This window comes from Streptomyces sp. NPDC006207 (assembly GCF_040613835.1).
GTDB lineage: Bacteria > Actinomycetota > Actinomycetes > Streptomycetales > Streptomycetaceae > Actinacidiphila.
On record NZ_JBEXSX010000027.1, the window covers coordinates 81,820 to 106,582 of the forward strand.

The 24,763-nt window shown below is 72.5% G+C and carries 23 protein-coding genes and 1 pseudogene; 10 read left to right on the forward strand and 14 right to left on the reverse strand.

Features of this window, described 5'->3' with window-relative positions:
* Positions 1-1,359, reverse strand: coding sequence for an ABC-2 transporter permease family protein (locus ABZ312_RS22500; protein ID WP_500359462.1), 1,359 nt, complete (start codon positions 1,357-1,359; stop codon positions 1-3).
* The gene (locus ABZ312_RS22505) at positions 1,356-2,297 is read right to left on the reverse strand and encodes an ABC transporter ATP-binding protein (RefSeq protein WP_500327115.1); all 942 of its coding nucleotides are present in this window, start codon (positions 2,295-2,297) and stop codon (positions 1,356-1,358) included. Before ABZ312_RS22505 ends, ABZ312_RS22500 begins: the two co-directional genes overlap by 4 nt.
* 233 nt (positions 2,298-2,530) lie before the next feature.
* Between ABZ312_RS22505 and ABZ312_RS22510 the strand changes: the two genes are divergently transcribed.
* Both ABZ312_RS22510 and ABZ312_RS22515 read left to right on the forward strand, forming a co-directional pair.
* Positions 2,531-3,013: a MarR family winged helix-turn-helix transcriptional regulator gene (locus ABZ312_RS22510; RefSeq protein WP_500327117.1), complete on the forward strand. Its 483-nt coding sequence runs from the start codon at positions 2,531-2,533 to the stop codon at positions 3,011-3,013.
* Positions 3,010-3,462, forward strand: coding sequence for a winged helix DNA-binding protein (locus tag ABZ312_RS22515; RefSeq protein WP_500438616.1), 453 nt, complete (start codon positions 3,010-3,012; stop codon positions 3,460-3,462). The genes ABZ312_RS22510 and ABZ312_RS22515 overlap by 4 nt, the downstream gene beginning before the upstream one ends.
* Before the next feature lie 269 nt (positions 3,463-3,731).
* Here ABZ312_RS22515 and ABZ312_RS22520 read toward each other — a convergent pair whose 3' ends face one another.
* On the reverse strand, positions 3,732-4,595 hold the full coding sequence (locus tag ABZ312_RS22520; RefSeq protein WP_500438617.1) for a glycine-rich domain-containing protein: 864 nt from the start codon (positions 4,593-4,595) through the stop codon (positions 3,732-3,734).
* A gap of 261 nt (positions 4,596-4,856) precedes the next feature.
* Between ABZ312_RS22520 and ABZ312_RS22525 the strand changes: the two genes are divergently transcribed.
* The 3 genes from ABZ312_RS22525 to ABZ312_RS22535 all read left to right on the forward strand — a co-directional run bounded on the left by ABZ312_RS22525 (position 4,857) and on the right by ABZ312_RS22535 (position 9,688).
* Complete coding sequence (locus ABZ312_RS22525) at positions 4,857-5,438, forward strand: hypothetical protein (protein ID WP_500327122.1); 582 nt, start codon at positions 4,857-4,859, stop codon at positions 5,436-5,438.
* Between the two features lie 167 nt (positions 5,439-5,605).
* Positions 5,606-8,392 carry an ATP-binding protein gene (locus tag ABZ312_RS22530; protein WP_500438619.1) on the forward strand — a complete coding sequence of 929 codons (2,787 nt, stop codon included), beginning with the start codon at positions 5,606-5,608 and terminating at the stop codon, positions 8,390-8,392.
* A gap of 222 nt (positions 8,393-8,614) precedes the next feature.
* The gene (locus ABZ312_RS22535; protein ID WP_500438620.1) at positions 8,615-9,688 is read left to right on the forward strand and encodes a PP2C family protein-serine/threonine phosphatase; all 1,074 of its coding nucleotides are present in this window, start codon (positions 8,615-8,617) and stop codon (positions 9,686-9,688) included.
* Here ABZ312_RS22535 and ABZ312_RS22540 read toward each other — a convergent pair whose 3' ends face one another.
* The 3 genes from ABZ312_RS22540 to ABZ312_RS22550 all read right to left on the reverse strand — a co-directional run bounded on the left by ABZ312_RS22540 (position 9,689) and on the right by ABZ312_RS22550 (position 12,699).
* Positions 9,689-10,693 carry a helix-turn-helix domain-containing protein gene (locus ABZ312_RS22540; protein WP_500327127.1) on the reverse strand — a complete coding sequence of 335 codons (1,005 nt, stop codon included), beginning with the start codon at positions 10,691-10,693 and terminating at the stop codon, positions 9,689-9,691.
* Between the two features lie 465 nt (positions 10,694-11,158).
* On the reverse strand, positions 11,159-11,842 hold the full coding sequence (locus tag ABZ312_RS22545; protein WP_500438621.1) for a hemerythrin domain-containing protein: 684 nt from the start codon (positions 11,840-11,842) through the stop codon (positions 11,159-11,161).
* Positions 11,843-12,207: 365 nt separating this feature from the next.
* Positions 12,208-12,699 carry a cupin domain-containing protein gene (locus ABZ312_RS22550; RefSeq protein WP_500327129.1) on the reverse strand — a complete coding sequence of 164 codons (492 nt, stop codon included), beginning with the start codon at positions 12,697-12,699 and terminating at the stop codon, positions 12,208-12,210.
* A gap of 498 nt (positions 12,700-13,197) precedes the next feature.
* Here ABZ312_RS22550 and ABZ312_RS22555 point away from each other — a divergent pair, with 498 nt between their 5' ends.
* Together ABZ312_RS22555 and ABZ312_RS22560 are read left to right on the forward strand one after the other, a co-directional pair.
* Positions 13,198-14,595, forward strand: coding sequence for an FAD-dependent oxidoreductase (locus ABZ312_RS22555; protein WP_500438622.1), 1,398 nt, complete (start codon positions 13,198-13,200; stop codon positions 14,593-14,595).
* A gap of 140 nt (positions 14,596-14,735) precedes the next feature.
* Positions 14,736-15,284 (forward strand): YciI family protein, encoded by a 549-nt coding sequence (locus ABZ312_RS22560; protein WP_500327132.1) that lies wholly within the window; start codon positions 14,736-14,738, stop codon positions 15,282-15,284.
* A 72-nt stretch (positions 15,285-15,356) separates the two neighbouring features.
* Here the strand turns inward: ABZ312_RS22560 and ABZ312_RS22565 are convergent, their stop codons facing one another.
* The 6 genes from ABZ312_RS22565 to ABZ312_RS22590 form a co-directional block, all read right to left on the reverse strand.
* Positions 15,357-16,289 (reverse strand): hypothetical protein, encoded by a 933-nt coding sequence (locus ABZ312_RS22565; RefSeq protein ID WP_500438623.1) that lies wholly within the window; start codon positions 16,287-16,289, stop codon positions 15,357-15,359.
* 123 nt (positions 16,290-16,412) lie between these two features.
* Positions 16,413-17,255: an alpha/beta fold hydrolase gene (locus ABZ312_RS22570; protein WP_500438624.1), complete on the reverse strand. Its 843-nt coding sequence runs from the start codon at positions 17,253-17,255 to the stop codon at positions 16,413-16,415.
* Positions 17,252-17,848, reverse strand: coding sequence for a TetR/AcrR family transcriptional regulator (locus tag ABZ312_RS22575; protein ID WP_500438625.1), 597 nt, complete (start codon positions 17,846-17,848; stop codon positions 17,252-17,254). The genes ABZ312_RS22570 and ABZ312_RS22575 overlap by 4 nt, the downstream gene beginning before the upstream one ends.
* Before the next feature lie 435 nt (positions 17,849-18,283).
* Positions 18,284-18,709: a hypothetical protein gene (locus ABZ312_RS22580; RefSeq protein WP_500327138.1), complete on the reverse strand. Its 426-nt coding sequence runs from the start codon at positions 18,707-18,709 to the stop codon at positions 18,284-18,286.
* An 87-nt stretch (positions 18,710-18,796) separates the two neighbouring features.
* On the reverse strand, positions 18,797-19,288 hold the full coding sequence (locus ABZ312_RS22585; protein WP_500327140.1) for an FBP domain-containing protein: 492 nt from the start codon (positions 19,286-19,288) through the stop codon (positions 18,797-18,799).
* Between the two features lie 121 nt (positions 19,289-19,409).
* Entirely contained in the window at positions 19,410-20,213 is an 804-nt protein-coding gene (locus tag ABZ312_RS22590) for an SDR family NAD(P)-dependent oxidoreductase (RefSeq protein ID WP_500327142.1), read from the reverse strand.
* A 102-nt stretch (positions 20,214-20,315) separates the two neighbouring features.
* Between ABZ312_RS22590 and ABZ312_RS22595 the strand changes: the two genes are divergently transcribed.
* Positions 20,316-21,158: a helix-turn-helix transcriptional regulator gene (locus ABZ312_RS22595; RefSeq protein ID WP_500327144.1), complete on the forward strand. Its 843-nt coding sequence runs from the start codon at positions 20,316-20,318 to the stop codon at positions 21,156-21,158.
* A gap of 101 nt (positions 21,159-21,259) precedes the next feature.
* Here the strand turns inward: ABZ312_RS22595 and ABZ312_RS22600 are convergent, their stop codons facing one another.
* Together ABZ312_RS22600 and ABZ312_RS22605 are read right to left on the reverse strand one after the other, a co-directional pair.
* Complete coding sequence (locus ABZ312_RS22600) at positions 21,260-21,916, reverse strand: FMN-dependent NADH-azoreductase (RefSeq protein WP_500327146.1); 657 nt, start codon at positions 21,914-21,916, stop codon at positions 21,260-21,262.
* A 118-nt stretch (positions 21,917-22,034) separates the two neighbouring features.
* Positions 22,035-22,759: pseudogene (locus ABZ312_RS22605) on the reverse strand (DsbA family oxidoreductase).
* Positions 22,760-22,845: 86 nt separating this feature from the next.
* Here ABZ312_RS22605 and ABZ312_RS22610 point away from each other — a divergent pair.
* Both ABZ312_RS22610 and ABZ312_RS22615 read left to right on the forward strand, forming a co-directional pair.
* Positions 22,846-23,301, forward strand: a complete 456-nt coding sequence (locus ABZ312_RS22610) for a winged helix-turn-helix transcriptional regulator (protein ID WP_500438626.1) — start codon at positions 22,846-22,848, stop codon at positions 23,299-23,301.
* 130 nt (positions 23,302-23,431) lie between these two features.
* Positions 23,432-24,733, forward strand: a complete 1,302-nt coding sequence (locus tag ABZ312_RS22615) for an amidohydrolase family protein (protein WP_500438627.1) — start codon at positions 23,432-23,434, stop codon at positions 24,731-24,733.
* The last annotated feature ends 30 nt before the right edge of the window (positions 24,734-24,763 follow it).

Genomic DNA, 24,763 nt, shown 5'->3' on the forward strand with positions numbered 1-24,763 from the left:
TTATCCCTTCGGGGAGGTGGCAAGCAGTTCGACGTTGCCGTCGAACTGCCAGAGCGGGTTCGGCGCGTCCCCCACCGGGGTCCGCACCAGGAAGTAGCCGTTGACTTCCTTCGGTCCGTCGCCGTCGGCGACGTACCGCCCGTCCGGAGTGACGTCGAGTTGGTAGATGGCCTGGCCCGTGGCGGTGACGCCGGGAAGGTGCCAGGAGACGACGCAGCGCCAGTCGTTGCCGGGCCCTTCGGCATCGGCCGTGACGCCGCCCTTGGTGCACGCCGCCGTGGCCTTGAGCTGCGCTTCGGTGACGGCGGGACGGTGGAGCTGGTCGGTCTGCATGCGGTACAGGTGAGCGAAGGCCGTGGCGACCGAGCGCTGCACCTTGTCCTGCTCGACCCCGGAACCCGTGGCCGTCGTCGTCGCGGTGAGGACGGCGACCGTCGCGGCGAGCAGCCCGGCCAGCGGCAGGGCGCCGGCGAGGAGCGCGCGGCGCGCGGAGCCGTCATCGGTCAGGTTGGTGAAGTCGCGCCGCAGGAAGAGGAGGTAGGCCAGGGCCGTCGTGGTCACGGACCACAGCAGGCTGACCGCGATGCCGATGAGGAGCGGTGCCAGCTGCTGGGGGCCGGCGAACAGCCCGTTCCAGGAGATGAAGGCGTAGCCGGGCAGGGCCAGGCGTACGACGACGGGGAGCGGCATCATCTGCGCGAGCTGCATCGCGAGCGCGACGAGCGCGGGCAGCAGCAGGCCCATCGGGGAGCGCCCGAGCGCGATGGAACCGAGCAGGCCGATCCCGGCCAGGGCGAGCGTCGGGGCGAGTGCACAGAGCCAGGCGAGCAGGACCTGCCCGGCGGCGTCGGACGGCGTCAGCAGGTGGCCGTCGAGGCCGACCAGCGGCTGGTTGCCGACCGCCACGACCCCGCCGACCGCGCTGGAGCAGGCCATCCCGGCCACGAGCAGCAGCAGGACGGTGAGGCTGGCCAGCGCCTTCGCCACGAAGATCCGCCGGGCTGAGCGGACCGCCACCAGCAGGTGCCGCCAGGTGCCGAGCCGGTCCTCGGAGGCGAAGACGTCGCCGGCGACGACCGAGGTCAGCAGCGGGAGGGCCCAGGTGCCCGCGAAACCGAGCATCACCAGCGGTCCGGCCCACCCCGTCGCGTGCATCCAGCGGCCGAAGAGGGTGTCGACGGGGAGCGTGCTCTGCCGGCTCACCGCGGCGACGAAGAGCGCCGGCGCGATCCAGCAGGCCAGGACCAGCAGGCGGATCCGCCATTGCGACACCAGCTTGACCAGCTCGAAGCGGTAGCCGCGCGAAACCGGGACGCGACGGACGGGGACAACGTTGTCGGCGACGACGGTCGCGGTCATCGGCCGGCCTCCTGCTGCTGGGTGAGGGCGAGGAACGCCGCCTCGAGCGGCGAGACGACGGGTGCGAGCTCACGCAGTGCGATGCCCGCCCGAACGATCCCCACCACGAGTTCGTCGAGGGCCGGCACCAGAGCGCGCACGACCAGGAGGTCGGCGTCGTTCCGTACGCCGGCGTCGTCGACGACGCGGATTCCGGTCGTGCCGAGGGCCAGTTCGCGGGCGGCCTCCGGGTCGGAGGTGAGCAGCCGGTAGTCGAGTTCACGGTTCTCGGCGGCCAGCTTGCCCAGCGGGCCCGAGAAGACGACCCGTCCGGTGGCCAGGATGGTGACCTCGGAGCACAGTGCCTCCAGGTCGTCCATGCGGTGGCTCGACAGCACGACGGCGGTCCCCTCTTCGGCGAGCCGGGTCAGGACCCCGTGCACGTGCTTCTTGCCCGCCGGATCCAGGCCGTTGGACGGTTCGTCGAGCACGAGCAGCCGGGGTTTGGTGAGCAGGGCGGCGGCGAGCCCGAGCCGCTGGCGCATGCCGAGCGAGAACCCGCGGGCCCGGTCGTCCGCGACGTCCGTGAGTCCCACCTGGGCCAGTACGTCGTCGATCCCGGCCGTGCGCGCGTCCTGCCCGCGGAGGGCGGCCAGCGCGGCGAGGTTCTGCCGGGCGGTGAGTGACGGATAGAGGCCGGGCCCGTCCACGAAGCCGGCGACGCCGTCGGGCGCGGCGAGCGCCCGCCCGACCGGAGTGCCCAGGATCCCGAGGCTGCCGCTGTCGGCGACCGCCAAGCCCAGCAGGAGGCCGAGCAACGTGGTCTTGCCTGCGCCGTTCGGTCCGACCAGGCCGTGGATCTGTCCCTGCGTCACGTCGAGGTCGACGCCGTCGAGTGCGACGACGTCCCCGAAGTACTTGGCGATTCCGCGAGCACGGACTGCGAGGAGTGTGTCCATGAGTCCCTTCTTCCGCAACGCTCAAGGACCTTAGGGAGGGCGCACACCCCCGCCGGGGACGCTCGGTTGAATGGCCATGGAACGTATCGTCAAGACATCGGCAAGTCCGGGTGCACGAAGTGGGCGTCACCGAGCCGGACTCGGGCAGAACCGGGCGTAGGGCGCGGGCAGAACCGGTTCGGAAGTCGGAAATTCAGTAGCCATGTACATAGTAGCCATGTACGGTATTTGGCGTGAGTCCAGCAACTGAGAGCGCCACGCCGGGATACCTGGTCTGGCGCCTGTCGATGAGATGGCGGGTGGCCGTCGACCGGGCGGTCGCACCACTGGGCCTGACCCACGCCCAGTACGCGGTGATGGCCTCCCTGTACGGCATGTCGCGTTCCGGGCTGCGGCCCAGCCAGCGCCGGCTCGCCGACCACACCGGCCTCGAACCGCTGTACGTCTCCAAGCTCGCCCGCGCCCTGGAGACCGCCGGGCTCGTCGACCGCACCCGGGACCCGAGCGACCCGCGCGCCATGCAGCTGTCGCTGACCGAGCAGGGGCGCGACGTCACGCGACGCGCGATCGGCGTGGTCCAGGGCCTGCTGGACCAGTTGCTGGAGCCGCTCGGGGGGCAGGACAGCCCGCGCACGCGGCAGTTCACCCGCGAGCTGGCGACCCTGATCGACGCACCTCTTGATCCGTACACCGAGAACGACGAGGAGCAGTCATGACCACCACCGCACCCGCACCCACCGCCAACGGCCGGGTCATCGCCCTTGCGCACTACGCCGCGCGCGCCCTCCTGGAGGGCGTGCTGACCCGCCACGGCGCCACGTTCCACCAGAGTGTGACGCTCCGGGTCGTCGTTGCCGCGGGCGGGGCCATCGGCCGGGACGAGCTCGTCGGCGACGTCGTCGGTTCGCTCAAGACCGACGTGCCGGTCGTGTGCGGCGTGATCGAGGAGCTGACCGCCGCAATGCTGCTGGAGGAAGACCCGGCAGACGCGTCCCGGATGCGGCTCACGGACGCCGGACGGGAGTTGCACGAGAGCACCACCACGGAGACCGCCGGGATCTCCGCCCGGCTGTACGCCGGTATCCCCGCCGAGGACCTCGCTGTCGCGGGTCGGGTGCTGACACTGATCACGGAGCGTGCGAACGCCGAGTTGGCCGACGCCTGAGGTCTTCTCCCGCTCGTCTCCGTTCCGGGGGCTGCGGCCTCCTGAGCCGGGGCCCGGCGCGTCATGCGGCGCGCCGGGCCTGCCACGGGTGGGGCCCGCTCACCACCAGATGACCATGTATCCGGCCCCACCGGGCCTGCCCGCAGGACTTGTCGTGGTGCCGCCGTCGCCACCCGAACCCGAATCCCCGATCGGTGGCTGGCCGATGAGCGACAATCCCACGGGCGGCGTGACGATGCCGTTCGTCGCGGGGCCGCCCTGGCCGGTGTTCAGGCCCGGTCCGCCTGAGCGGGAGACGGCGTCCGGGTTGAGGGGTGGACCGCAGAGACCGATGCCCGGCGCGCCACTTCCGATGGAGGAAGCGGGTCCACCGGAGCCGCCCGTGGCGAGCGCGACCGCGCGAGGTTGTCGGGAGGGGCGGACAGGAGCGAGAGTCCGCCTTGGGTGCCTGCGGTATTGGCGGGGCCGCCGGCCCCGCCCTCGCCGATGGTGACCGTGTGAGGTTGCCCCGGCTGTACCTGGACGGTGCACCAGACGAAGCCGCCGCCGCCCCCACCGGTGCCGTTGCTGCCGTTCGGCCTCACTCCGGCACCGCCACCACCGGCGCCCCACAGCTGGAGGAAGGCGGTGGTGACCCCGTCGGGCGGAACGAAGGTTCCGCTGGCGCTGAATTGCCGCAGACCGTGAACGGCGCTGGGCCCGGGCGGGCCCGCGGGCCCTGCGGCCCGGTGGGACCCAGGGATCCCGGGTCTCCCTGCGGGCCTTGTGGCCCCTGCGGCCCGGTGGGCCCCACAGAGCCGGGGTCGCCTGACGGTCCCGCGGGCCCTGTGGGGCCCGGCGCGCCTGACGGCCCGGCAGCTCCAGTCAGGCCGCCCGGGCCCGTCGGGCCCGCAGGCCCGGCCGGACGCGGGGGTCCCGGCGGGCCGGGCGTTCCGGGGCGGCCCAATCGCGGCGGGCAGTAGCCGGGCACGGCCGGGACGAAGAAGCACGGGAAAGCGGAGCTCTGCGGGGCGGCGACCGGAGACGTGAGCACGGGAGTCGCGGCGCGCTCTCCGCTGCCCGCATGCGCCATTCCCGTCACGGCACCGGACGTCAGAGCCACGGCCGCGGCTGCCGTCCACACGTGCACGCACCTCGGACGGTGTCCGGCCGGCGCCGCCAAGCCGACTCGGCGGATCACAGCATCACCTCCAGCATGGGGCCTCGAGGGCGGACTGCACCGTTCTCCCGCGGCAAGAAACACCCCGGGTCCCATCTGACGCGCCCTCAGTGGCCGACCGGGTGACGGGCCTCGGGCGCGCCGGGGGGCACGGGGGCGGGGGAGCGGGGCCGGAAGGCGCGATTCCGTGGTATCCAGGCGGGAGTTGGGGCGATCGACTGGCGGGGAGACAGCCGTGAGGACACTGGACAGGGCGGTGCTGGCCGGGGCGGTTCTCGTCGCCGGGGTGCTGGGCTCCACGGGCTGCACCCTCACCATCGGCGAGACTGCGGGGGAGCCGGCGGATGTCGCCGTGGTCACCGCGACGGCTTCCGCCACGTCTTCGTCGTCCGGCTCCCCGTTCCCGTCCGCGCATCCCTCCGCCACAGCCTCCGCCTCGCCCTCGCCGAGCCGCACGCCGTCACCGGTGCCCGTCCGCGGACCCCGTCAGAAGCTGGTGGTGATGACCGTCAGCGGCGGCTTCGCAGGCGTCCACCAGCAGGTGACGCTCCGGGGTGACGGCACCGTCCTCACGATGGGCAAGGGCGAACCCGTGCAGCGCCGGGTCGGTGCTGCCCGGTTCGAGCAATTGCGGCTTCTGCTCGGTGACCCGGCGCTGGAAGACGTCCCGGACTTCACAATGAACATGGCGGCAAACGACATGTTCCAGTACACCCTCGAATTCGGCGGTCGCACCGTCATGACGGACCGCTCGGACGGGCCGCCCGCGCTGGAAAGGCTCATCAACGCCCTGAGTCGGTGGCTCCCGGGTCGTTGACCTGCACTCCTTGACGGAAGTGGTCCGGGAACCGTCCATCGGAAATACCGCAGGTGAATTCTCCTGCGGTCATGAGTCGGATATCACGGTGGCCCGCACGAGTACGCCGCCCGTGCCGTGTGAGAATGCTTGAGCCCAGCCCCGGAACCAGAGAGCCGGAAACTCCGATGCAAACCTCCGTGTACACCGCCGACGTCGGCGGTGGAACGCGCCAGGGGCTGGTCGGACGCGCGGGGGACGTGGACCGGATCGAGGGTCTGCTCGGCTCCGTCGATTCCGGTGGCGCGGTGCTGCTGTCCGGTGAGCCCGGGGTGGGCAAGACGGCGCTGCTCGGCCATCTCGCCCAGAGGGCACTGGCAGCCGGTGCCAGGGTGCTGCGGGCGGCGGGCACGCGGTCCGAGAGCGACGTGGAGTACGCGGCACTCAACCAGCTGCTCTTCCCGCTGTGGGAGGAGGATCCGCAAGCCCTGGACGGGGCGCACCGCGAGGCACTGCGGGTGGCCCTGGGCTTCGGGGAGGGACCCCCGCCCGAGCGGTTCCTGGTCTCCAACGCGGCCCTGGTACTGCTCCGCAACGCGGCCACCGCGACGCCGGTGCTGCTGGTCGTCGACGACCTCGATGCGGTGGACCCGGCGAGCGCGGCCGTGCTGGGATTTGCCGCACGCCGGCTCCCGGGAAGCCGCGTCAGGTTCCTGGCGGCCGTCCGCAAGGGTCGTCGCAGCTCCGTCGAGGACGGCGTACGCACCGGACACGAGGTCCTGCCGCTGGACGAGAGCGCGTCGCGGCTCCTGGCCGGCTCGTCCCATCCGGACCTCGCCGGGCCGGTCGTGGAGTGCGTCGTCGCGGTGGCGCAGGGAAATCCGCTGGCCCTGGTCGAGTTGCCGGCGGCCCTGACCGGGCCGCAGCGCGCCGGACTGGAGCGGCCGCCGGCCGCGCTGCCGCTCACGCGGCGCCTGCGCGAGGTCTTCGGCTCGTGCGTGGCGGAGCTGCCCGCGGCGACACGCCGTCTGCTGCTGGTGTCCGCGCTGGAGGGGACGGGGGACCTGGCCGTCGTGCAGACCGCCGCGCACCGGCTCGGCGTCGGGGCCGACCTGGTGGACCTGGAGGCCGCCGAGCGTGACGGCCTCGTGCGGATCGAGGAGTTCGACCACCGCGTGAGCTTCCGGCACCCGCTGTTCCGTGCCGCGGTGGTCGACGCGTCCACCTCCGCGGAGCGCCGTGCCGTGCACCGCGAACTCGCCGAGGTGCTGCACGACCGCCCCGACCAGCGCGCGTGGCACTTGGGGGAGGCGTGCGTGGAACAGGACGAACACGTCGCCGCGTTGCTGGAGGGCACCGCCCACCGGGTCCTGCGGCGCGGCGACGCCATGGCCGCGATCCGGGCCCTCACCAAGGCCGCGCACCTGAGCCCCGGCGCGGCCGACCGTGGCCGCCGGCTGGCCACCGCCGCGTACATACGCGCGGACGCCTCCGGTGAGCTGACGATGGCGTCCCGCCTTCTTGACGACGCCCGGCGCTTTGGTACCGACGCCCGCGCCTCCCTCTACTCGGCGGCGGTCACGGTCCACCGGCTGCTCGACGGCGAGGGGGACATCGACACGGCCCACCAGGTACTCCTCGGCGCGATCGAGAACGGCGACCATCCCTACGGCGTCTGCGACCCGGCCCTCGAGGAGGCCCTCTACCTGTTGTTGATGCTGTGCTGCCTGGGTGGCCGTGAAGAGCTGTGGGCGCCCCTCCACCGGATCCTGGACCGGCTCGGGCCCGACGCGCCGCCCCTGCTGGGGGTGAACGTCGCCACCCAGGGCGATCCCGCACGCACCGCCCTGGCGGCACTGGGGGACCTGGAGGAACTCATCGCGGGCCTTTCCCAGGAGACGGCCCCGTCGAGGATCACCCGGATCGGCGCCGCGAGCATCGCCGCGGACCGGCTCTCCGGGGTGCGTGACGCCGTATCGCGCGTCCTGCCCCAGGGCCGCCGGCAGATCGTCACCCTGCCGCTCCTGTGCACGGACGCGTTCCTCGCGGGACGGTGGGACGACACGACGGAGCTTGCCGACGAGGGACTGCGCCTGTGCAAGGAGCACGCCTTCGAGGCCGTCTCCTGGTACTTCCGCTACTACAAGGCGGTCGTCGCGGCGGCGCGCGGCGAAGCGGGCCTCGCGGTGGAGGCAGCCGACGCGATGGCCCTGTGGGGGACGTCCCGTGGCGCGCAGCATCTGGTGACCCTGGCGGACCACATCCGGGTGCTCGTCGCGCAGGCGGAGGGCGACTTCGAACGCGCCTACCGGCACGCGGCGGCCATCAGCCGACCTGGTGAACTGGCCCCGTACACCCCGGTGGCGCTGCTGGTGGCCGGGGACGTGGTGGAGGCGGCCGTGCGCACCCAGCGGCAGGCGGAGGCGGCCGCCCACGTGACCGCCGTCCGGCAGGCCGGGATTGCGGCGCTGTCCCCGCGCAGGGCCATGCTCGTCGACGCTTCGGCCGCGACGGCCGCCGAGGCGGACGAGGAGGCGATCGGGCACTTCGAGCGGGCCCTGTCGCACCCCGGCCTCCAGCAGTGGCCCTTCGACCTGGCACGCGTGACCCTGGCCTACGGCGAACGCCTGCGCAAGGCGCGGTCGACCACCGACGCCAGGGCGTCACTGAGCGCGGCCCTGGCGACCTTCGAGCAACTCGGCGCACGGCCGTGGGCGGACCGGGCGAGGCGCGCGCTGCAGGCGACTGGATGGATGGTCAAGCGGGCCGACGGGCCGGAGTCGGTCGGCCTCACCCCGCAGGAGGTCGAGATCGCCCATCTCGCGGCCTCCGGCCTGACCAACAAGCAGATCGCCGAGCGGCTCTACCTCTCCCCCCGCACTGTCGGTGGCCATCTGGGCCGGGTCTTCCCCAAACTCGGCATCACCTCCCGCGCGGCGCTCCGCGACGCCCTGACGGGCCTCGCCAAGCGCTAGCCGCGGACGTGCGGGGGCCGGCTCGGCGCCCGGGCGCCCAGGTGGGCGGGGGACTGCACGGGTGGGCAAGGGGCCGTGCACAACGGGGCAAGGAGCCCGGCGGGGAGTCCTCCTACGGTCGAGGTGTCCCATCACAAGTGGGACACCAATGCGCGGGTCCGGCACCGTTCGCGGATCCGTCGGCCTCCGGCCCCGCGCACGAACCCCAAGGGAGTGATGCCGATGCCGGACATCGAACAGTTCGAGGAGGAGCCCGACGGCGGGCGGCCGCCCCGGCATTTGGCCGTCGTGGGCGGCGTGGCGTGGATGCTCGCGGTGTGCGCGGTGTGCGTGATCCTGCCGCTGTACGCCCATCCGAGTCTCGCGTGCGGACTCGCGCCGCTGGTCACCGCAGGGGTCGTGGCGGTGGTGATGGCCCGCATGAAGGACCGGTACCGTCACGGGGCGGCGCGGGCGCGCGCCGTTTCGGACACCGTGCGGCGGACCTTGCTGCGGCCGCTCCCCGAGCGGGTCGGGGCGCTGGGGCTCGCCTCCGTCTACCGGGCCTGCGGCGGGCGGGGACAGGTCGGCGGGGACCTCTACGCCGTCGCGCGCAAAGGCGGGACGACCCGCCTGATCATCGGTGACGTGTGCGGCAAGGGCCTGCTCACGTTCGAGGACGTCGCGGCCGTGCTCGGGGCCTTCCGCGAATGGGCCCCGCGTGCGGCGACCCTGGCGGAGCTGTCGGCGCGGCTGGAGGAGAGCTTCGTGCGCCATCTGGCCGAAGCCGAAGGCGCCGTCCGCGACACGGACGAACGCTTCGTGACCGCACTGCTGTTGGAGGTACGGGACGGCGAACAGCTCGCCCGCATGGTCAACCACGGCCATCCGCCGCCCGTACGCGCCCGCGGGGGGACCGTCGCCCTTGTGCCGGGCTGCCCGTCACCCCCGCTGGGACTGCGTTCTCTGCGGGGCTGCGGGGCCATCGAGGAACGCTTCGAACTGGCCCCCGGGGACACGCTGTTGCTCTACACCGACGGGCTCGTCGAGGCCCGCGACGCCGCGGGGCACTGCTACCCGCTGATGGACCGGGCGACGGCGTGGCGCTGGGTCCGGCAGGGCCCGGACCACCACGAATGCCTGCCGGAAGCGCTCGGGGAGATCCTCCGGGACCTCGTCGACCACGCCGGTGCGCTCCCGGAGGACGATCTCGCGATGGTCGCGCTGACCCGGATGGAGGAACCGGCCGCCGCCGCGCTGCCCCGGCCCGCCGGTGAGGCCCTCGGCGAGGACGCGGGGCAGCTGCGGCAGGACTGATCACCTGTCAGTCGGCTGGGGGAGCGGGCCGGCTGCCTGGAGGGGTGCGACCTGCAGGGCGCCGGCCTGCCGCCACTCCGCCGGGGAGAGACCGTAGACCGCCCGGAAGGTGCGGCTGAAGTGCGCGTGGCTGGCGAAGCCCCACCGGTGTGCGATCGCCGCCACCGTCTGTCCCGCGAGCTCCGGCCGTACGAGGTCCCTGCGGCAGGCCTCCAGCCTCAGGCGCTGGATCCATCGGCCTACGGTCATGGGCTCGTCCTGGAAGAGCTGGTACAGGTAGCGGACGGAGATGTGGTGCGCGACCGCGACCGTCGCGGGGGAGAGCGCGGGATCGTCCAGATGGGCGCGGATGTAGGCACGGACGCGCTGCAGCAGGGCCCGCTCCACCGCGGCCTGCTCCCCTGAGGTGCCTTCCAGGGCGACCAGGGCGGTGAGCACGTCGACGATGCCCTGGCGCAGGAAGCGTTTCGCGTCCTGTGCGCAGATGCAGTGTTCCGTCGTGGTCACGAGCCCGTCGACGTATGAGGCGAGGATCCCGCCGATCCCGTGGCCGGGTGAGTAGGTGCGGCCGGTGGCCAGGCGCAGGAGCGAGTCGGGGAGGTCCAGCAGCTGGCGCGGGACCGTGGCCACGTGCTGCCGCACGGGGCCGGCGAAGTCCAGGACGTACGGCCTGCGGCTGTCGAGGATCACGAGTTCGCCGGCGGCCACCGGTGTCTCGCGGCCGTCCTGGGCCGCGACGCTGCCGCCGGTGTGTTGCAGGCTCACGATCAGCGAGCCGTCGCCGTCGGCGGCGATGAGCGGGGCGGTACGCGCCATCCGTTGCGGGCTCGCCTCGAGGAAGCCCGCTTGGACGCCGGCGACGCAGGCCCGGCGTATCGCCCCGTGGAGCTCGGCCGCTCCCTGGGTGCGGATCTCCAGGCGGGTGAACGCCCTGCGTACGGCGTCCCTCCAGTACTCGGCCCGCTCGGCGGGCGGTTGGATGTCCGTGCAGAATGCTTCGATCACGATGTCCTCGCGAACTGTGAGGAGTTGCCCGGTTCCCCGGGGCCCAGGCGGCGCTCTCCGCGTCACGCGCGGCCCACTCGGGGAACCCCCATCGCGGCCACCGTAGGGTCCTGCCGGGGCCATCGGCGGCCCTTCCGGCGGGGAGTGCGGGACACCCGCAGACATTGTGGGGACATCCGCAAACACGAATTCCTGCTATTGGGACATTTGTCACACAAGGCGATATGCATGCGGAATGCGTATTGAGAGAAATGTCACAATTGATTCACCTGCGCGAATCCCATGCCGAATGGAGTCGTAATAGGGCGGGATTGTGCCGTCGTATTCGGCGGGAGAGGGGTCCGGCAAGGAGAGCGAACGCTTCCGCCCGCATGCGCATGATCCGCCCCCCCCGGGCCGGCGCCAGGGCCGAGGCCGTGCCTCGGTCCTGGCGCCCCGGTCCCGGCCGGGGAACCGTCGGGTGCGTCAGGAACCGACGCGCGCCGGCCTGACCGTTCCGTGGACCTGCCGGGCGTGGGACGCGTACCGGCGGCGTCCCAGGACGGGGACGATCAGCCGGACGGGCAGCGGGGCCGTCGCCAGCACCGCCTTGATGGTCTCGGGATCGCCCTCGTACATCGCCATGCCGAAGACGAGCGGCAGGTCCTTCTTCGGTGTGCTCGCCATCCCGTGCTCGCCGAGCTGGTGCCATTCCGCAGCGGTCACGTACTTCGCGGCCAGCGGCAGGATCTCCTTCTCCTCCAGTGCCATGTGCCGGACGAGCACGGTCAACAGCCGCTCGAACGCGTCCGCGAGCTCCTCGCCTCCCCGCCCGGTGGAACGCCATCCCCCGAGCAGTCCGGTCACCTCGCCGTGCAGTGCGTCGATGGCGTGGTGCTGCTGCTCCATCGTCGGCACGATGGCCTCCGCATCCACGCCGGCGCGCTCGGCCAGCTTGGGCCACAGCAGCAGGTCCTCGCCCTCGTGGTGCGTGTGCAGGACCCGGCACACCAGCGCCGCGTGGGCACCGACGACCTCCGCGCGCCGGGTGTCGCCCGGCGCGACGGACCGGATGAGGTCGGGAAGCAGCCTGAACTCGCGGCGCAGCGCAGTATGGGCCATGTACATGTCGCGCGTATCGGCCATGGGTTCGTTGACGAGTGGAGCCATTGTCTCTTCCTTGTGCGGCCGCCTGGCATCCCGGGAGGGGGTGACGCGGCCCGTGTCGGGCATGGCCCTGCGCGTGGGCCGGCGGTCCGGTGGCATACGGGTCCGTCTGCAGTGGCACCCGGCGGGTGCCACCGGGTGCCACGGAATGCGCAGGGTGATCAGGGCAGGGGTCAGTGCAGGTCAGAGGCCTCGTCCGCTGCCCAGGACACTGTGGCAGTGGTGCCGGGGCTGCCGCATGCGTCAAATGCCCCTGCGTCGCGGCTGCGGCATGGGTCGTCTGACCCCGTCCCCGCTGGTGGGGCGGAGGGGCGTGGGTCGTGGTGGCCGTCGGACGGCTGTCGCATCCGGCCGCGGGGCCGGACCCCTCATTCGGGGAGGACGATGTTCCCCATGGCCTCGTTGACCGCGATCATTTCCGGAGTGAAATCCTCCGGGGTCCACAGGCGCGGCGAGTGTCCGGGCAGCGGGTCGTCCCCGAAGTCGAGGAAGAAGTTCTCGGGGCCGCCCGGGGTGAAGAAGAATGCCATCTTGGCCTCGCGGTCGCTGATGTTCTTGAACCGGTGCCGCACGCCACGCGGAACGAAGACGAAGTCACCCGCCGAGGCGACGAAGGTGTTCTCGCCGTCCAGGAACTCCAGCTCGCCCTCGAGGACGTAGAACGCCTCGTCGTTGTGCTCGTGGAGATGCGCTATCGGTCCGTTGCCCGGGGGCACGGTGGCGACGACGAAGCCGAGCCGGCCGTCGGTCTCCTTGCTGCTGACCTTGATGGTGTACTCGTCGCCGGCCACCCACTTGACGGGTCCCTCGGTGGAACGGACGTACAGTGCACCGCTCTTGTACTGCTCGGGGGTTGCCAATTCTCGCTCCTGTGCGAAATCGCGGGATCGCGCATGCGGGGTCGCCGCATGCGTGGGTCGCCGGGAGTCCCGGCCGTGATGAGAGGGGGAAGGGGCGGCGAGGCCGCGCAGTCATTGCGGCGTCAAGTAACCATGAGTCAACTTGCCTCGTCAAGTAGGTGGTGGGCGCGGCTGGTTGGGCCGTCAATCGTTGCGGGACGCGCCGGCTCAAGCGCCGGGCCACACAGCTGAGGGGGGTGCGTCAGGGACCCCGGCGGGCCCACCGCCCGCGCGGGTCGCACATATGCTTGCTGCATCAAGCAGCTTGCCGTACGCTCCGACGCGCGTTCGCAGTTCGAAGGCAACGGGCCCTGTTCTCCATGCATTTGACGGGATGTCTGTTCCCAGGCGGATGGTCGCGACCGTAGCTCGCGCAGAGATGGTTCGGCCGAGCGCAGGCCGATCACTGAGAGAAGCCCAAGGATGGTGCGCGTCGCCATCGGGGGCCAAGGAGAATGTGTGGCTGTCTCGCCCATGACCGTGTACGACAGGATCGTCAGGTCGGACGTGCCCGAGCATCCCCCCATGCTGTTCGACACAGCGTGTGTGTTGGGTGGCAGTGTCGCCGGCCTTCTGGCGGCCCGGGTCCTCGCGGACCACGCCCGGACCGTTGTGATCGTCGAGCGGGACGAGACGAATGTGGAGGGACGCCCTCGTGCGGGCGTGCCCCACGACCGTCAGGTGCACGGGTTGCAGGCCGCCGGGCTCGTACAACTGGAGCGGTGGCTGCCGGGATTCACGCGGGAGGCGCGGGAACTGGGCGGCGTCCTGCTCGGGCCCCAGCGCATGACCATGTACGTCGACGGCAGGGAGCAACTCCGCACAGGAGACACCGAGTTCCTCTTCTGTACCCGGCCCTTCCTCGAGTCGCGCATCCGCAGCCGGGTCCTGGCCCTGCCCAACGTGCGGACCATGGCGGCACAGGCCACGGGCCTGGAGTACGGCGACAACGGTGCGGTGGACGCCGTGCGGTACGTCGTCGACGGTGTCGCCGGCGCGCTGCCCGCCGACTTCGTGGTGGACGCGATGGGGCGCGCCTCCAAGTCCTCGGACTGGGTCGAGCAGGCGGGCTTCGACAGGCCCCGGCTGCAGCGGGTGCAGACCGGGGCCCACTACGCGACGGCGCTTTTCGAGCGGACCGGTCGGCACAGGGCAGAGCCGTCCTTCACGGGCGCACGGTTCACGCTGCCGCCCGGGCCGGACGGCCTGGCCGTGGCCCTGGCCAAGCCCGTCGAAGACGATCAGTGGCTCGTGGGGCTCACCACCTACGCGGAGGGCCGGCCTCCCCGGTCGATCGAGGAGTTCCGGGCGCTGTGCGAGAAGTTGCCGCATCCCTTCGGGGAGGTGACCGACGGCGCCGTCACCCGTGACGTCCTGACCTTCCACCAGGCGGACAGCCGGCGCCGTGATTTCGCGGGGCTGTCGCGCTACCCCGCCGGCCTGGTCGGCGTCGGCGACGCGGTTGCCTCCCTGAACGCCACCTACGGGCAGGGCATGATGTCCGCCGCCCTCCACGCCTCCTGCCTGTCCGCTTACCTGGGCGGTGGCGTCGAAACCGGCGAACCGGCCACCGAGTTCTTCGCCCTGCAGGAAGTGGCCGTCGACGCCATGTGGGCGGTCTCGGCCGGTTCGGACGCCGCCCTCCGCGACGCGATCGAGGGGGCCGAGGTGCCCGAGGACGTGCAGCGCCAGCGCTGGGCCATGGCTCAGCTCGCACAGGCCTCGCTCACGGACGTGACGATCGCCGAAGCCAGCGCGGCGGTCTTCTACGGCCTGGCCCATCCCATGTCGCTCGCCGACCCCGCCCTCCTCGAGCGGGCCATCGCCGTGAACGTCCGGGAGTCCGCGAACTCCTGAGCCGCGCACGCCACGTCCACGACGGTGTCGACGGTGCCGCGGCCGGTGTGACCACGCTGCCGCAGCCGTCGTGGTCCCCGCTCACCGTTCCGGGTCCGCGCGCCGAGCGGGCAGGGCCTGCGCTGGGGGAGAGTGTGCGGATGGAGTTCTTCTGCTACCACCGTGACCGGCCCAATTCGTTGACGCTGCGTCAAGAGCTGCTGGAGCAGCACTGGTCGTACATGGACCAGTACGAGAAGGAGATGATCGCCCGAGGCCCGACCCTCACCGCAGGGGACGGCGAGCCCACCGGCAGTGTGCACATGGTCGACCTGCCGGACGCTGCCGCTGCCCGCGCGTTCGCCTTCGACGAGCCCGGCTACCAGTCGGGCGTGTACCGGGACGTGCTGCTGCGCCGGTGGCGCAACCTGCTGGGGCGCACCATGTGGGACTTCCCCGGTGGCCGTACCGGCGGCAACCGGTACCTGGTGCTCGGCCTCGGCGCAGGCGGAGGAGCCGACCTCGTGGTGCCGCCCTTGCGGGACGACCTCATCGCGTTCGGGCCCCTGCTGTCCGACGACGGCAGCACGTGGCTCGGGACGGCGGCACTGGTCCGGGCGCCGGACGAGGATGCCGCACGCGCTGTCCTGACCCCCGACGCGTACGCCGGGATCGAGGTCCACAACTGGCAGTGCGGCGGCCGGTCGTGATGTGAGGCAGGCGGGGCGCCGGGCCGTCAGGCTGGGAGCGCGGAGCCTGCACGTGCCCCTCCAGTGTTCCGGTCAGGGGTCCGGATCGTCGAGGCGTGCGGTCAGCCGATCGGCGTGGGCGGCCGCTTCGTGGGCCCGGCGACGGGCGTCGCGGGCGGCCTTGTCGGCCTCCCGCAGCAGTCGCCGGGCCTGGCCCTGGCCGTCGCGGGCTGCCCGTACGGTCTGCTCGGCGTCCTTGACCCGCCCGAGCAGTTCGTCGAGGCGGGCCTGAGCCTCGTCGCGGTGCCGGTCCGCGGCGTGTAGGCCTTGCCGGGCGGCAACTGCCTCGCTTTCCCGGGCCGCGGCTTCCTGCTCCGCCCGGCGGGCGTGCTGTCCGGCCTGCTCGGCATCCTCGCGTCGGCGCTGTCGCTCGGCCTCGCGGCGGGCCCGCGCGGTGTCCTCGGCGGTCCGTGGCGGCTTCGGTGTGCGGTGCGTGCCCTGGGCGGTGGTGGCCTGGACGGTGGTGGCCTGGCCGGTGATGTCCACGGTCGCCGACAGTGGCTTGGTCAGGCGGCCCTCCGCGAACGCCGCGCCGGCGTCGGGGTCGGCGAGTGCGGCGTGCAGGGTCTCCTCCACTTCCTGCACGGCTTGGCCCGTGATGGGCTGTCCGGATTCCGCGGCCAGTTGTGCGGCTTGCCGGGACAGTGCCTGCACGAGCTCCCGCTGTTGCCGGTTGAGCCGGCGGAGCCGTCCTCCGTCCAGGCTGCGGTGGGCCTGCCGCAGTGCTTCGCCGAGCCGGAGGAGCGGCCCGATCTCGTCCCGGCGTTCGCGGGCCAGCAGATTGGCGGCCCAGGCCGAGGTGGTCGGCTTGCGCAGGGCCGCGATCCGGTCGGCGAGGGGCCGGTCGCCGGCCTTCTTGGCGGCCTGGGCGTGCGTGTTGCGGGCGGCGGTGAACTGCGCGGGCGGCAGCCGGTACAGCTCGTCGGCGACCGAGTCGAGGTCGGCGGGAGCGTCCTTGCCTGCCACGGTGCACCACCTGCCCGGCCGTCGGCCCCGCACGGGGCGCGCCGGGGACCGTTGCCGCCCATCGAACAACCGCCCCGGCCGCCCCGCAGCCGCACCGCGCCCAATCGGGTCGGGGACGCGGGTCTACCGGGTGCCGAGGGCCTCGCGGAGGTGCTCGCCGAACGCGGTGGGGTGGGTCGTCAGGCCGATGTGGCTGCCGGGGAAGTACCGGAGTTCCGTGCCGAGGTGCTCGGCCAGGGAGGCCGCCGCGCGGTGGGGGAGCTCGCCTCGCGAGTCCTGGCCGGCGGCGAGCACGATCCGGTCCGACAGCGCCTTGAGGCGGCTGGTGTCGGGGGCGTAGGACATGAAGGCGGGCACGATGCGGCCGACGAAGAGGGGCAGGTTGCCCATGGTCCGCTCGACCCGCGCCGCCGCTCGTGGCGGAAGCTCGATCGCGGGCTCCGGGTCGGTGGTGTTGTCGTCCTTCTTCATGCCCTCGGCGAACGCGGCCATCGCCGGCTTGAGGCCTTGGGCGCGGAAGGTGTCCTGCACGCGGTCGACGAGTGCGCGGTGCTCGGGGGCGTCGGGGAGGACGTCCACGACCGGCGGTTCGTGCGCCACGAGGCGTGCGACGCGTCCGGGGTGGGTGGTGAGCAGGTGGAGGGCGGTGATCGCGCCCGAGCTGGCGCCGAAGACGCGGGCGGGTTCGTGGGGCGAGAGCAGGTCGAGGAGGTGGAGCGCGTCGTCGGCGTGTTCGGCGACGTGCTGTTCTGCGTCGGGGTCGTCGAGGGTGCTGCGGGACATGCCACGCGGGTCGTAGGTCGCGACCGTGTACGCGGTGGCCAGGTCGTCGGCGATGTCGTCGAAGGTCGCGGCCCCGCCGGTTCCGCCCGGGATCAGGAGCAGGAGGGGGCCCCGGCCGCGTACTTCGTAGTGCAGGGTCGCGCCGTTCACGCGCAGGCTGCCGGTGGAGGGGGCGCTCGTCATGGGGCTGCTTCTCCTTCTCGGGATGCGGGCCAGTGCTCCAGGAGGTGGTGCAGGGCGTCGAGGGCGCGTAGCCAGGACTGCTGCGGTGAGCGCCGGTGGGCGAATCCGCCGGCGGCCTCCAGGGCGACGAACCCGTGGAAGGTGCTGCGCAGCAGGCGTACCGCGTCGGTGAGGTCGGGCTCGGCGAGTCCGTAGGCGCGGAGCATGCCATAGGTCAGCTCGACGGCGCGCCGTGGTCCGGGGGCTTTGGCGGCCAGTTCGGGGTCGATCTGCAGGGGGGTCTGCGTCGCGGTGTAGCGGCCGGGGTGCTGGTGGGCGTACTCGCGCCAGGCGTTGGCGAACGCGATGAGCGCGTCCTTGCCGGCCCGGCCCGCGGTGGCCTCGGCGATGCGGATGGTCTTCTCGTCGGCGGCCAGGAGCGCGATCCGTCCGCGCAGGTCCTCAAGGTTGCGGACGTGCGTGTAGAGGCTGGCGTCCCTGACGCCGAGCCGCCGGGCGACCTGGGACATGGTCACCTGGTCGAGGCCGACCTCGTCCGCCAGGTCGGCGCCCGCGACCGTCACCCGTTCCGCCGTCAGTCCGGCTCGCACCATGGACCCTCCCACTGATTCCTAGGATCTCTCACTGTAGCCTAGGGGTCCTAGGGTGCGCGAAGGGGTATCGGCGCAGGGGCGGTTGAGGAGCGGGTGGGGTGTGCCGTGGCCGACGGTGGCGGCGCGGTGGCCTGGCGCACTCATCGCCGTCCGAGCAGCTTCCCGGCGCGGCGGCACGCGTTCTCCACCCCGAGGTGGTGCGGGCGGGGTCCTTGCGCAGTGCCCTTCAGACCGGGAGGACGGTGTGGACCACGGGCCGACGGCCGGGTCGACGCCCTCACCGGGCCGGCGTCGTGTCGCGACACAGGTGGCGGACGCGGCGATGGCCATGGCGTTGGTCGTCGACGGCCCACCCGGCGACATCGGTCCCTGACGCATGCGGCGTCCCGGGTGGGCGACTTTGCAGGCCCCCGGGAGGCGGTGCCACCGGCGATGTCAGCCGTTGTCCCGTTCGGTCGTGGTGAGGTCCTCGGCGAGGCGCCAGCCGTCCCCTGCGGGCTCGAACACGAAGAGGTGGGAGCTCACCCAGGGGACATCGGCCCTGTGGGTCTTGCCGAACCGGTCGGTGGCGTACGGCCTCGTGGACTCGTCGACCCACACCTTGGCCCGGTCGCCGTCCATCTCGACCTGCTGGATGTGGGCGGTGGAGACGGCTCCGTCCCACATCACGTCCGCTTGCGGTTCGTCCCTCCGCCAATACGCGGTGGGGAGGTCGGCGTCGTGCTGGAAGACCTTTTGGGCCGCTCGCTCAAGCGACGCCCGCTCCGCCGCTTCGACGTGGCGGTGCACCACCAGTGTGGCCGGCACGGCGGCGACGAGTGCTGCCGCCGCTGCCAGGACCAGTGCGTGCTTCTTGTCCATGGTGCCCCCACCCCGAGCTGCGTGATCTTGCGGGAGCGTAACCGGTCGTCGCAGGTCAGCGACAGTCGGCCGGTGCCGCTACCTCGTTCACGTGGTGACCTTGGCGATGAACGCGGCGAGGTTCGCGACGGTCCGCTGGATCTTCTCCTCCAGGGTGAGCGTCTCGTGGAGCCGCGCGCCGACGCCCGCGTCCTTCATGCCCCGCACGTACAGCGGGCAGGCGAGGTCACGGCACATGTAGGCGCCCACGGTGTTGCCCTGCTGCCCGGCCTTGCCGGCTTTCGCTGCGACCATGAGTGAGACGCCCCCGGAGTGGGTGGTCAGGCACATCGAGCACATGCCGAGCCGCGCCTGCCAGGAGGCCGGACCCGAGGTGCGCAGGGCGAGGGCCACCGTGCGGCCGTCCAGCTCGGTGGCGAGGTAGGAGCGGTCGGGGGCCTGCGGGTCCCGCCAGCCGAGGAAGTCCAGGTCGTCCCAGGGCTGCTCGGCCAGGTCACGGGGGACGAAGAGGCGCTTGGCCTCGCCCTTGGTGCAGTTCACGAACGCGCTACGGATCTCTTGCTCGGTCAACGGCTTCATGGGCGGCAGGCTAGTTTGCCTAAAGTGATTAGGCAAGTTCTTAATTAACATCGCTGGATGGTAAGAAGGCTTTGGTTCCCGCGCCCCCGCCGCCGGGAAGGCGGCGGGGCCGCCGGAGGGGTCAGTTCGGGCGGGTGGCGGAGATTCCGCCGTCCACGTAGAGCGTGATGCCGTGGACCATGGCCGCATCGTCGCTGGCGACGTACAGGACGCCCTTGGCGATGTCGTCGGGCCTGATCACCACGCCTGCCGGGGTGGCGGCGGTCATCGCCTCGAGCTCCGCACGGGCCGCCTCGTTGCCCGGCGTGAGGGTCGCCCCGGGCGCGACGGCGTTCACCCGCACGCCGCGCGGGCCGTACTCCGCGGCCCAGCTCCGGGTGAGCTGCTCGTCCGCTGCCTTGGTCGCGGTGTACATCGCCGCGTAGGGGCTGCCGACGCGGGCCATCCAGGAGCCGATGGTGACGATGACGCCGTTGCCCCGCTCGGCCATGGCCGGCGCCATCGCGGCGACCAGGACGTGGGGAGCGCGGACGTTGACCGCGAGCATGGCGTCCAGGTCGGCGTCCGGCAGGTCCTCGGTCGCCGTCGCCGGGTAGATGCCCGCGCTGTTGACCAGGATGTCGACGCGTCCGCCGAGCACCTCGGTGGCCTCCGCCGCGAAGGCCCGCAGCTGCTCGTAGCTGCCCGCCAGGTCCGCCGCGACGAAGCCGGCCCGGCCGCCGGCCTGCCGGATGTCCTCGACGACGCCCTCGCCGCGGGATCCCTGCCGGCCGCTGACGACGACGTGGGCGCCCTCGCCGGCGAGCGTGCGGGCGATCGCCGCACCGATGCCGCTGGTCGAGCCGGTGATCACGGCGGTGCGGCCGGCGAGGCGGGAGCCGGGGGTGGCGGGTGTGCTGTCTGTGATGTGAAGAGAAGTGGTCATGGGTCCCTGTCTACGGCGGCCCGCCGGCATCGGGCCAGGTCAGGACGTACCTGGGCATGGCAGCACCACCCAGGGCGACGGCGTGCCGCCTACCCTGGAGCCATGCCACGCGACCGCGCCGCGCTCGGGGCGTTCCTCCGCTCCCGCCGGGACCGCATCACCCCTTCCCAGGCGGGCATCGAAGCGTTCCCCGGGGCCCGGCGGGTGCCGGGGCTGCGGCGCGAGGAGCTGGCCGTGCTCGCCGGCCTCAGCCCGGACTACTACAGCCGGCTCGAACAGGGACGCCAGGCCAACATCTCCGACGAGGTGCTCGACGCGCTGGCCCGGGCGCTGCGCCTGGACGAGGTCGAGCACGCGCATCTGCGCGACCTCGCCGCACCCACCGTGCGGCGGCGGGCCGCGACCCCGCAGTCGGTGCAGCGCCCCGATCCCGGGCTGCTGCGGCTGATGCGCACGCTCGACCACGTCCCGGTCCTGCTGCTCGGCCACCGCGGCGAGGTACTGGCCCGCAACGCCCTGCTCGTGGAGGTGCTGGGCCGTCCGCTGGAGCCGGGGACGTCGTTCGTCCGCTACATGTTCCAGGACCCGGTCGCCCGCGAACGGATCGTGAACTGGCAGGACTTCGCCTCGGCCACCGTCGCCACGATGCGCCGGGAGACCGCCCGCCGCCCGCACGACAACCGCCTCACCGCGCTGGTCGACGAGTTGCGCACCACCGACGCCGACGTCGCCCGCTGGTGGGACGACCACGCCGTCCGCGACTACGCGTCGGTGACCAAGCGCGTCCAGCACCCCACGGCGGGCCCGATGTCCTTCGACATCGAGATCGTCCGCGCGCCCCACGAGCCCGACCAGCGCCTCGTCGTCTACACCGCAGAACCCGACTCCTCCACCGCCCGCGTCCTGCCCCTCCTGGCCAGTTGGAACGCCGCGCCGCATCTCTGACCGGGCCGCCTCGCCCCGGAAGCAGGACCACCCCGTCGACCTCGCCGACCGGCCCGAGGCAGGCCCAAGGGGCCTGGGGGCGCTCAAGGAGTTCGTGCCGGTCAGGTGGCCGACCGGGTGGCGGTGAGCGCGGCGACCTCCATCGCCTGACGGCGCGCCCGCGCGTGCGCATCCTTCAGTGAGGCGCGGTGCTCCGGGAGCAGGTGCGCGAGCGACGGCACCGTGGGCGCATACGTCAGTTCGGGCGTGATGGGGCGGACGTCCAGGGCCATCAGCCGCGGATCGCCGAGGATGGTCTCCAGCGCGGGGATCAGGAAGTCCTTCCCGTGCTGGGGCGCACCGGGACCGTAGCCGCCGCCCCGGGCGGAGACGACGACGGCGGGGCGGCCGGCGGTGGGAGCGGGACCGGGCAGCCCGATCGTCCTGCCGACGATCATGATGTGGTCCAGCCACGCCTTGAAGACCGACGGCATCGCGTAGTTGTAGAGCGGTACGGCGAAGAGGTAGGCGTCGGCGCCCAGGAACTCCTCGACCAGTTCGTCCTGGAGCAGGGCGGCGGCCTTCTGCTCGGGGGTGTGCTCGTCGGCGGGGGTCGTACGGGCCAGGATGCCGGCCGCGTCCAGGTGGCCGACGGGGTCGAGCGCGAGGTCGCGGTGGACGACGTCGCCGGCCCAGGCGGCGGTGAAGGAATCGGCGACCCGGCGGGAGACGGAGGCGTCGCCGGAGGCCGAGGCGTCGATGCGCAGCAGGTAGGACATGGTGGTGACTCTCTCGCTGTGGTGCGGGTGTGCGGGTGTGGTGGTGGTCCGTCGGCCGGGTTCCGGCGCGCGGGTGTGGGCTGGCCCCGGTGAGGTCGTGTCGTCTGAGGCAGTGTCGTCAGGGAGCGGGGGGCCGGGGGACCGCACAGCCGTCGGGGCCGCAGGCGGCCGCGCCCGCTGCGCCGAGGATCCGCAGCGGCCGGGGCTCGGGGTGCGCCGCCTCCCAGGCCCTGGTCATCGCGGCCAGGAGTTCGTCGACGCCGACGGCGCCGGGGATCGCGTACGTGCCGTCGAGGATCATGAACGGCGTCCCGCGTGCCCCCAGGCGCTCGGCCTCGCGTTGGTCGGCGTCCACCCGGGCCCGGTAGGCCGGTCGCGCAGCGCCTCCGCGGCCTCCGCGCGGTCGAGGCCGGCCTCGGTGGCGAAGTCGAGGACCTGCTCGCGGGTCCACAGCTCGCGCGCCTGCCCGAAGTGGGCTCGGAACATCGCCGTCCACACCTCGCCGCCGCGCCCCTGGTCGGTGGCGAGGGCGAGGAGTTCGTGCGCGTAGTCGGTCGGCCCCAGCGTCCGCTCCAGCGCGTGGTAGGGGTCCAGCCCCTCGTCCCGGGCGGCGCGCTCGATCGGCGCGAAGATCTGCTCGCCCCTGGACACGGAGATCCCGTGCTTCTCCAGGAGCCGCCGTTGCGTGATGCCCTCACGGGGCAGGTCGGGGTGGAGCTGGAACGAGCGGTGGACGATCCGTACCTCTCCGGCGTGCTCGAAACGCTCCAGCGCCAGCCGCAGCCGGTTGTCCGCCAGTCCGCAGTACGGGCAGACGATGTCGGACCAGAAGTCGATCTGCATGGTGGGCCCCTCTCGAAACTCACTTTCTGTTCGTAGCCTCACTCTGCATTAGTGTGAGAAGCGATACAAAAGGCACATTGATGTGCGTGATCGTGGGAGAGGTGGCGGACGTGGGCACCGGCGGCGAGATGCGGCAGGGACGCACCAACGTGCGGGCGAGCGTGCGGCGCGTCCCCGGCCCGTGCGCGCACTGGGGCGACGGGGACGCGGACCTCATCCGCGAGATCCTCGACCTGGTCGGCGACAAGTGGAGCGTGCTGATCATCGGCACCCTCTCCGACGGACCCGTGCGCTACTCCGACCTCGCGCACGCCATCCCCGGCATCTCCCAGCGGATGCTCACCCTCACCCTCAAGCAGCTCCAGCGCAGCGGCCTGGTCGACCGGACCGCGTACGCCGAGGTGCCGCCGCGCGTCGAGTACTCCCTGACCGGGCTCGGCACCTCCCTGCTGTCCACCGTGCTGGAGCTGGCGGCCTGGTCGGCCGAGCGGCACGCGGAGATCCGCCGCCACCAGCAGACATACGACGAGCGGACCGGGTAGGACCTGACCGGCCGATCATGTCCGGAGCCGGATGGCGAGGGCCGCCGGCGCGGGTGCGATGCTTGGCGCCATCGGGGAGGGCGGCTGCCCGGCCCCTGACCACCACATACATCCGTTCGGGAGGGGCCCCGTGACCGGAGCAACGGCGATCGTCAACGCGAGGGTCTTCGACGGCACCCGGCTGCGGGACTGGACGTCGGTCCGGTTCGCCGACGGCATCATCACCGACTGCGCCACCGGTCCCACCGCCCAGGACGGCGACGAGGTGATCGACGCGGAGGGCGGCACCCTCCTGCCGGGGCTGATCGACTCGCACATCCACCTGGTGCCCGGCGCGCTGGCGCAGGGGCTCACCTTCGGTGTGACCACCGCACTGGACATGTTCAGCCAGGCCGACGTGATGGCCGTGGCCAAGCAACAGGCCGCCGCTCGGCCGGACGTGGCCGACGTGCGTTCCGCGGGGATCGGTGCCACTGCTCCCGGCGGGCATCCCTCCGCGATGTACGCCCCGTTCCCGACCTTGACCGGCCCGGAGCAGGCCGAGCAGTTCGTCGCGGACCGCGTCGCCGAAGGCTCGGACCACGTGAAGGTCTTCGGCCCCTCGGGCACCGCGGGTCCGCGGACGATGCCGTCTTTGGACCTGGCCACGATCACCGCGGTGACCGAGGCAGCGCATCGTCGCGGACTCGTGGTCGTCGCGTACATCCACTCCGTGGCCGGGATGGGCGAGGTCATGTCCGCGGGCATCGACGTCATCGCGCACGTGCCCGTGGACGGCGAACTGGACAGAGCGCTGGCCGAGCGGATCGCCGAGGCCGGAATCGCGGTCGGCCCGACGCTGGCAACCATCGAGAACGTCCTGGGCGAACCAGGCGGGGCCGCTGTGGCCGGCGACCCCCGACTTGCCGCGGCACTCGGGGACGCGCAGGCGCGGCGGCTGACCTCTGGCGCGTCTGGGCGGCACGGGCGGGCGATGCCGCCCTATTCCCGTGCCGAGGAGAACGTCGGCCGCCTGGTCGACGCGGGCGTCACGGTCCTGGCCGGCACCGACGCCCCGAACCCGGGAACCGTGTTCGGGGCAAGTCTGCACCGGGAACTGGAGCTGCTCGGCCGCTGCGGCATGACGCCCGCTCAGGCGCTGGACGCCGCGACCGCCGCTCCGGCACGAGTGTTCAGCCTCGCCGACCGCGGGCAGGTCGCACCCGGTCGGCGCGCGGACCTCGTGCTCGTGTCCGGCGACCCGTTGACCGAGGTCACCGCGACCCGGGCCATCGAACGGATCTGGCGGGCAGGCGTCCTGTGTGACCGACGTGCGTTCGTCGCCGACGCGGCCGAGACGGAAGAGCTCGACGCCTTCGACGCCCGGGTCGCCAAGGTCGTGGCGGCCGTCCGCGATCGCCGGTACGGCTTCGATCCGAACAGGGCCGGCTGACCCGTCACGAGCATCTGCGACCGCCCGCAC